5 protein-coding genes are annotated in these 7,885 nt (G+C 59.5%); 2 read left to right on the top strand and 3 right to left on the bottom strand.

Going from position 1 to position 7,885, the window contains the following annotated elements; genetic code table 11:
* A partial coding sequence (locus tag AC5E6N_RS22030) for a tetratricopeptide repeat protein (protein WP_491749822.1) occupies nucleotides 1-1,278 on the top strand: 1,278 nt, incomplete at its 5' end.
* 278 nt (nucleotides 1,279-1,556) lie between these two features.
* Entirely contained in the window at nucleotides 1,557-3,119 is a 1,563-nt protein-coding gene (locus tag AC5E6N_RS22025; RefSeq protein ID WP_491749821.1) for an autotransporter outer membrane beta-barrel domain-containing protein, read from the top strand.
* On the opposite strand, the gene AC5E6N_RS22020 is transcribed toward AC5E6N_RS22025, so the two are convergent.
* The 3 genes from AC5E6N_RS22020 to AC5E6N_RS22010 all read right to left on the bottom strand — a co-directional run.
* Nucleotides 3,116-5,626, bottom strand: coding sequence for a GcvT family protein (locus tag AC5E6N_RS22020; RefSeq protein WP_491749820.1), 2,511 nt, complete (start codon nucleotides 5,624-5,626; stop codon nucleotides 3,116-3,118). The genes AC5E6N_RS22025 and AC5E6N_RS22020 overlap by 4 nt on opposite strands.
* A gap of 291 nt (nucleotides 5,627-5,917) precedes the next feature.
* Nucleotides 5,918-7,333, bottom strand: coding sequence for an aspartate aminotransferase family protein (locus AC5E6N_RS22015; protein WP_491749819.1), 1,416 nt, complete (start codon nucleotides 7,331-7,333; stop codon nucleotides 5,918-5,920).
* Nucleotides 7,334-7,342: 9 nt separating this feature from the next.
* A partial coding sequence (locus tag AC5E6N_RS22010; protein WP_491749818.1) for an NAD-dependent epimerase/dehydratase family protein occupies nucleotides 7,343-7,885 on the bottom strand: 543 nt, incomplete at its 5' end.

Raw genomic sequence — 7,885 nt, 5'->3', positions numbered from 1 at the left:
CCAAGTGCTGTTGAAAACAAATATGTCAAAAAAATTCTAGAGTTCTTCGAAAGGACGGCCGGACGTTTCAAAAGCTGGAAGAAAAGCTGGAAGGAAAGCCTTAATGAAGCAGCGCTTAAGAAAAAAGAAGCAGCGCTTGAGAAATCTTGCGACAGGGCGAACGATGATATTCTGAATGGTTTAAGGGATAACAATTTCAAGAAGGTCTACCAGGGCCTCAAGCGGTTGTACAACGCCGGGCAAAAGTTGTCCCAAATGGGTGGAACGGTTGGGAAGTTAGGCACGGTTGGGAAGTTAGGCACGGTTGCGAAGTTAGGCAAGGATCCTTACATTTCGAACAGACTTGAGAGCGTTGTTTCAAAGTGTCTTCCTGATGAAAAATCTGATGATTTAGAGAATCTGAAGAAATTCGGTAACGAGAGCGATGAACTTGTCGATCGGCATTCTGATAGTAAGACCTTATTCCATCGAATGCTGACGGGTTTGGCAAGAGTCCACCTGATATCCTCCAGCTACGTTAAGTCGAGAACAGATCGCATCGAGGCTCAAGACAACAAGATCAAAGAGGCGTTGATCGATATGCAACTCTCTTCGCTCATGGAGGAAGCAGGAGGCAAATCCAAATCCCGATCCCGTACCGCAATGTACGATTTGGGTGTCCTCTATGCTAAGAACGGTAAACCGGGAGAAGCTTTAGTATGGTTCAGCGCAGCCTCCGATAAGGAACACCCTCTGGCGGATGCCGAAATGTGCAACTTGGGTGTCCGCTATCTACGCGGTGACGGTGTGGAGCAGGACTCAAAAACAGCGATCTCCCTGTTCGAGGCAGCCGAAGCCCGCGGTTGCTTTAAGGCAGAGGAAGCGGCAGCCGATGCCCGCGGTTCCTTTGCAGGGGAAAGGACAGAGGAAGAGGAAGCCGAAGCCCTATCCCGTACCCAATCCCGTACCCGTACCCGTAACGCAATGTACGATTCGGGTGTCCTCTATGCTAAGAACGGTGAACCGGAAGAAGCCGTAATTTGGCTCAGCAAAGCCTCCGATGCGGGACACAATAAGGCGAATGCCGAAATGTGCAACTGGGGTGTCCGCTATCTACGCGGTGACGGTGATCTGGCGCAGGACTCCGAAACAGCGGTCTTCCTGCTCGAGGCAGCCGCAGACCGCGGTTACTTTGCGGCAGAAGCCTGGTTGGAGGAAATAAACGCGCAATTGGAGGAAATAAAGGCGCAAAAAGACGCTCAATTGAGGCGCTCTGCAGCAGGAACAGGAATTGATTAGAGGAGCAACCCCACAGACATTATTTACGATTTGGGCGTGTGCTATCGAGACGGGGCCGTTGTGGACAAGAAATTCGAAACAGCGGCCTTCCTGTTCCGGCAAGCCGCAGACCGCGGACACTTTCCGGCAGAACTCGCGTTGGCGTTCTTAGACAAGCATCGGGCGATTCTGCCCTGCGCAGGCAAATGTGCCAATTGACTAAAACAGGCAAATATGACAACTGACTAGGAAAGTCCGGCCGCTACCGAAAATAAAATCCAAGCGGTTTTGGGGAACCGATGCGCAACTTATTTTATTTAGTCATATTCTCTTTTGCCCTCTGCGAGCCATTGTCAGCTCAGACGGCAACGCGTTTGCAGCCAACGACCGGAGCGCCGGCCGCAGACTGTACCGCCCTAAATGGCACCCGACATGCAGTTAACGACTTGCGCCAGCAGGGCTCAGAGGATGAAGTCGTGGGCCGACACACTTTGGTGGTCGATAGTCTTGCGGACGTCGATCTGATAACCATCTCAGTTGCAGGCGATATCAATAACGGAGACGTGGCGGTTAGAGCCGCCGTTGGCGGCGGCGAGCTTTTTGCCAACACGTTCTCGGTACCGCCCTTTACGCGCGTCGAAGAAACCGGGAATTACGATCCCGCGGGCGATCAGACAGCGGTATCCATTGTGCTCGAAACCACCGTGAGTTTTGTTAGAACTCGCGGCCCGGAGTTCGATCTGACTTACACAATCGCATGTACGCCGGACGGCACGACGACACCAACGCCGCCTGCAGCGCCGCCGCCACCGACGGCGGAGGTCACAGACACATTTATGTCAGAACGCGCAAACCGCCTTCTGGAGGAATCGCCTGATCGGGCACGTCTCGTCCGCAAGCGGCTCGAAGCGCTGTGGGATAACGGAGAAACCGAATCGTTGGTGTCGGATTATGGCAGCATCCACGGGCTGGGTTTGAATGTGTCACGGGGCGGCGGCAGCGCGCATGTCAGTCTCAGAAGCCTGTCAAATGTGAGCCCGGCTGATTTCATCCCTGATTCGCAACCGCCGATCACACAACAGCCCCTGGTGCAGGAGAGTTGCTGGGACGTGTGGGCGGAAGCCCATTACGTGAATTTCGAGGACGCCGGGAATCGGCAGGGAGATTTTGCCGTCGGTTATGTCGGCATCGATTGCCTGGTACACCCGGCCATCATGGTCGGTTTTCTCGGCCAAGTCGACTGGATGGATGACCGGATCGGCAATGTCAATTCCGACACCGAGGGCCTTGGCTGGATGGCCGGACCCTACGCAACCGCGCGGCTGACGCAAAATCTCTATTTCGATGTTCGGGCCGCCTGGGGCCAATCGGACAACGACATCAACGTTGCCGGCGTGACCGGCGAATTCGACACGACCCGCTGGCTTGCAAGCGGGCAATTGGTCGGCGATTTTCGATACGGTGACATTCGGATTATACCGGAAATAGGCCTGTCCTATATTAGCGAGCATCAGGGCGGCTTCGTCGATTCGAGCGGTGCAGCAATTTCGCCGCAGACGGTCACCATCGGCAGATTGAATTTCGGTCCGGAGATCTCGCGGCGCTACCGGCTGGACTCCGGCATTTTTGTCGAGCCGACTCTGGCCATACGCGGCTTGTGGGATTTCGACGGCAGCAGCGCAACGGTCGGCGGCATCACGTATAGTCAAGCAGAGGGCTTCCGCGGCATCGCGGAGATTGGCGTTATCGTGAAACGGCCGGACGATTTCAACATCCGTGCAGCGTTCAAATATGACGGCATCGGTGTAAACGACTACAACGCCTACGGCGCGCAATTGTGGATCAACATCCCCTTGAACTAGGCCCGCAGCGCCTCATTGTCCGGATCGAACGGGCTCTCGCCGATCACCACCGCCCGGTGCATCTTGCCGAGGATCCTGATTTCAAGCGCGGTGCCCTCGGCGCTGAATTCGGGCCGGACCATGGCCAGCGCGATCGACTTACCGAGCCGCCAGCCATAGCCGCCATGCGTCGCCCGGCCGACGAGCGAGCCGTTCTGATAGATCGCTTCGCTGCCGCGCGCATCGGCGTCCGTCACGTCCTGCACGTCGAGCGTCACGAAGTTCCAGCTGAGCCCCTCTTCGCGCGCCCGCACGACCGCCTCGCGGCCGATGAATTCTCCCTTGTTCGGCTTCACGAAGCGGTCAAGACCCGATTCGTACGCATTGTATTCGATGGACAGTTCGCGCGGGATCAGACGGTAGGATTTCTCGATCGCCATCGCCGTCATGGCGCGAATGCCGAACGGCTTGATGCCGAACTCCGCCCCGGCCTCCATGATCAGGTCGAAAATGGTGTTCTGCTGCTCGATCGGGTGGTGCAGTTCCCAGCCGAGTTCGCCGACAAAGTTCACCCGCAGGGCATGGGCGCTCGCTGTCCCGACGCTGATCGCCTTGCCCGAGAGCCAGGGAAAATCGGCGTTTTCGAGGCTGGTCCGCGTCAGCTTCCGCAAAACGTCCCGCGACCGCGGGCCTGCAAGCACAAGCACGCCGAGCCGTTCCGTGATGGCGCTCAGGCGAACCGACCCGTCCGTCGGCGCAAGTTTGCGCAGATAGTCGTGGTCATGCGCCTCGAACGCGCCCGCCGAGACGAGGTAGAACCGTCCGGGCGCCCATTCGTAGACGGTAAACTCGGAACGCACGCCGCCGGCTTCCGTCAGAAGGTGGCAAAGCGCGATGCGCCCCCTCTTCTTCGGGATGGAATTGGCGAGGATCGACTCCAGCCATGCCCGCGCGCCCGGCCCGCTGACCTCCATTTTGGCGAAGGCCGACATGTCGAGCAGCCCGACATTCTCATGCACGTTGCGCACCTCGTTGCCGACATGCTCGAAATAGTTCGAGCGGCGGAACGACCAGATTTCCTTCACCTGGTTGTCGGCATCCGGCGTCGGGTGATTGTGGTTGGTCAGCACATCCGGCTTTTCGATGCTGTCCACATCGATGCCGTAGCCTTCCGGAGCAAACCAGTTGGGCCGCTCCCAGCCATAGACCGAGCCGAAGACGGCACCCAGATCCTTCATGCGGTCATAGCAGGGCGACCGCTTCAACGGCCGCGCCGCGACCCGCTCCTCGTCCGGATAATGAACGGTAAAGACATTGGCATAGGCCTCTTCGTTCTTTTCCCTCAGATACCCTTCGGTCGCATAAGGCCCGAACCGGCGCGGATCGACGCCCATCATGTCGATGGTCGGCTCGCCGTCGACGATCCACTCCGCAATCTGCCAGCCGGCCCCGCCGGCTGCCGTCACCCCGAACGAGTGACCTTCATTGAGCCAGAAATTCTTCCTTCCGGGCGCCGGACCGATGATCGGAGAGCCGTCGGGCGTATAGGCGATCGCCCCGTTATAGACCTTCTTGATACCGGCTTCGCCGAAATAGGGAACCCGCACGATCGCGGTATCGATATGCGGCATCAGCCGCTCGAGGTCTTCCTGGAACAACTCGTATTCGGATTCGTCCGACGGCCCGTCCACATAGCAGCAGGGCGCGCCCTTCTCATAGGGGCCCAGCAGAAGACCGCCGGCCTCCTCGCGCATGTACCAGGAGGAATCCGATTCGCGCAGCACGCACAGTTCCGCGCCACCCTCGGCGCGGAATTTCTGGATTTCGGGATGGGCCTCGGTAACGATGTACTGATGCTCGACCGGGATGACCGGAATATCGAGGCCGACCATCGCCCCTGTCCGGCGCGCAAAGTTGCCGGAGCAGGAAACGACATGTTCGCATGTCACCTCACCCTTGTCGGTGACCACCCGCCAGCGGCCGTCTTCCAGCTGGTCGATCCCGGTGACGGCCGTGTTGCGGTAGATGGTGGCGCCGCGGTCGCGCGCGCCCTTGGCGAGCGCCTGAGTCAGATCCGCCGGCTGGATATAGCCGTCCTCCGGATGGCATATCGCGCCGACCAGCCCGTCCGTGTTGACGTAGGGCCACTTCTGCTTGATCTCCCCGGCGCTCATCCGATCGACCCGGATGCCGATCGTCTCGGCGACACCCATGTAATATTCGTATTCGTCAAGCCGGTCCCGCGTGCGGGCAAGGCGCACATTGGTCACCTTGCGGAAACCGGTGTCCATGCCCGTCTCCTCGGCCAGTTCCTGGTAGAAACGCACCGAGTATTTGTGGATCTGCCCGACCGAATAGCTCATGTTGAAGAGCGGCAGCAGGCCGGCCGCATGCCATGTGGACCCGGAAGTCAGTTCCTTGCGCTCAATCAGGACGACATCGTCCCAGCCCTTCTTCGCCAGGTGATAGAGCGTCGAGACGCCGACGACGCCTCCGCCGATAACAACCGCACGCGCGCTGCTCTTCATCTTGCTGCCCTTTCCGCCACCCCTTGCCGGGGCCTGCTGGCCAAACATCCGATGACACCGCCCGATCCGTCCGCGACGGCGCCACCATACCCTTATAGGCCAATTGTGCCGTGATGACCCGCCCGGTTCACGGTCCTGCCTGGTTCGCCAGCAAATATGAACGCCGCATATGGCAACCTATTGCCTGTTTGCGACATGCGGAAAACGCGCGGCGACAAGCCACGCGCCGATGGTTTGGCCGGGCCTGAGGCCCGGATATCAGGGGATTGCGCCTTAGAGCCCGTCCGGGAATTAAGTCACCTGGCTGGCGACGAAGTCCTTGACGATGCCGACAATGCCGCGGCCGAGCAGGTCGTCGAGGGCGTTGGCAAAGGTATCGACATGCTCCGCCGTGCAGATCAGCGGCGGCTCGAGCCTGATGACGTTGCGGTTGTATTCGGTAAAGGCGACCAGCGTGTCGTAGTCGCGCAGAAGCAGCGCACCGATAAAGCCCGAGAGCGAGCCTTTCAGCTTGTCGTCCAGCATCGAGACGACGGGACGCAGCATCGCCGGCAGCGTCTGGCTGAAATCCTGGAATTCCAGCCCGATCATCAGCCCCTGCCCGCGCACGTCCTTGATGATCTTCGGGTACCTGGCCTTGAGCGCCTCCAGCTTGTTCAGCAGATAAGCGCCCTGGTTCGCCGAATTGGCGATCAGATCGTCATCATAGAGGATATTCAGCCCTTCGATGGCCGTAATGCAGGCCTCGCCGATCCCTCCGAATGTCGCCGGGCCGTGGATCAGCGCCGTATTCGGCTTGCCATAGGCTTTCATGTAGACGCCGCGCCGGGCGATCATCGCCGCCATGGCGCTCTTGCCGGCGCCGAGCGACTTGGCGAGCGCCGTGACATCGGGAACGACACCGGCATGCTCGAAGGCATAGAACCGGCCGGAGCGGCCCATGCCGCACTGGACCTCGTCGGCGACCCACAGCACGTCATGCTTGTCGCACAGCACCCGCAGCTCCTGCCAGAAGGACACCGGCGCCGAAATGATGCCGCCGCCGCCCTGGATCGTCTCCAGAACGATAACGCCGATCCGCGGATCGGCCTCGAAGGCGTTGCGGATCGCGTCGATATCGCCGAACGGCACACGCACGGTGTCGTCGACGAGCCGGAATTCACCCCGGTAGAGCGGCGAGTCGGTCAGCGACAGCACACCCTTCGTCTTGCCGTGGAACGAATTTTCCGCATAGACGATCCGGCCGCGTTCCGGCCCGGCGGCACGTTCCGCGACCTTGACCGCCGCTTCCATCGCTTCCGAACCGGACGAACCGAGGAACACCATGTCAAGATCGCCCGGCGATATTTCGGCGAGGTTCCTTGCCAGCGCGGCGGCATATTGCGACAGGAACGCCATGGCGATCTCGTGGCGTTTTTCCTCCTGGAACCTGATGCGCGCGTCAAGCACCCTGGGATGGTTGTGGCCGAAGGCGAGCGAGCCGAAACCGCCGAAGAAATCGAGGATCTTCCGGCCGTTCTGATCGATGTAACACATGCCCTCGGCACGCTCGATCTTGACCTTGTTGAACCCCAGGAGCTTCATGAAATGGAGCTGTCCCGGGTTGAGATGGTCCTTGAAGTATTCGGTCATGCGCGGCAGATCGAGCGCCTTGGCGTCTTCGACGGACAACAGGTCGGGCTTGGTGATTTTGGGTGCCATATTCATGATCGGGCCTCAAACGGTCGCTTTATGCTTCGCCGGGACATGCGCATCGGCCTTGCCGGTCGAGAGGCCGCCACGATACTCGTCATAGGCGGCAATCAGCATGTCTTCGTCCCGGTGTTCGGCCGTCCAGCCCAATTGCTGCTTGGCCTTGGTGCAGTCGAGAATGCACATCTCATCGGCAATCAGGTACTGCTCCGGATCCATGATCGGCAGGTTGACGAGATCGAACAGGTCGAGTGTCCGCTTGACCGCCCATGCCGGCGTCGGCAGCAGGAAGGATTTCGATCCGGCGTGGCTGATCAGGTCGCGCAGCAGCTTGCGAACCGGCGGCGGGCTGTCGGAGCCGAGATTATAGGCCTCGTTCGGCACGCCGTTCTTCCAGGCCAGGCGAGCGGCCTCCGCACAGTCAAAAACCGAAATGAACTGATAGGGATTGCGGCCCGATCCGATCATCGGCACCGGCAGATTGTGGTCAACCAGCTTGAAGAGCTTCGACAGGATGCCCAGCCGGCCGGGTCCGATAATCAGCCGCGGCCGGAAAATCGAGATGTT

This window comes from Hoeflea sp. (genome assembly GCF_984452065.1).
Note: the sequence above shows the minus strand (reverse complement) of the source record. Positions and strands in the feature narration are given on the sequence as shown.

Bases quoted from the DNA above. Each gene is read 5' to 3' on its own strand.
- AC5E6N_RS22015 (WP_491749819.1), bottom strand. From the start codon at position 7,333: ATGAATATGGCACCCAAAATCACCAAGCCCGACCTGTTGTCCGTCGAA.
- AC5E6N_RS22020 (WP_491749820.1), bottom strand. From the start codon at position 5,626: ATGAAGAGCAGCGCGCGTGCGGTTGTTATCGGCGGAGGCGTCGTCGGC.
- AC5E6N_RS22025 (WP_491749821.1), top strand. From the start codon at position 1,557: ATGCGCAACTTATTTTATTTAGTCATATTCTCTTTTGCCCTCTGCGAG.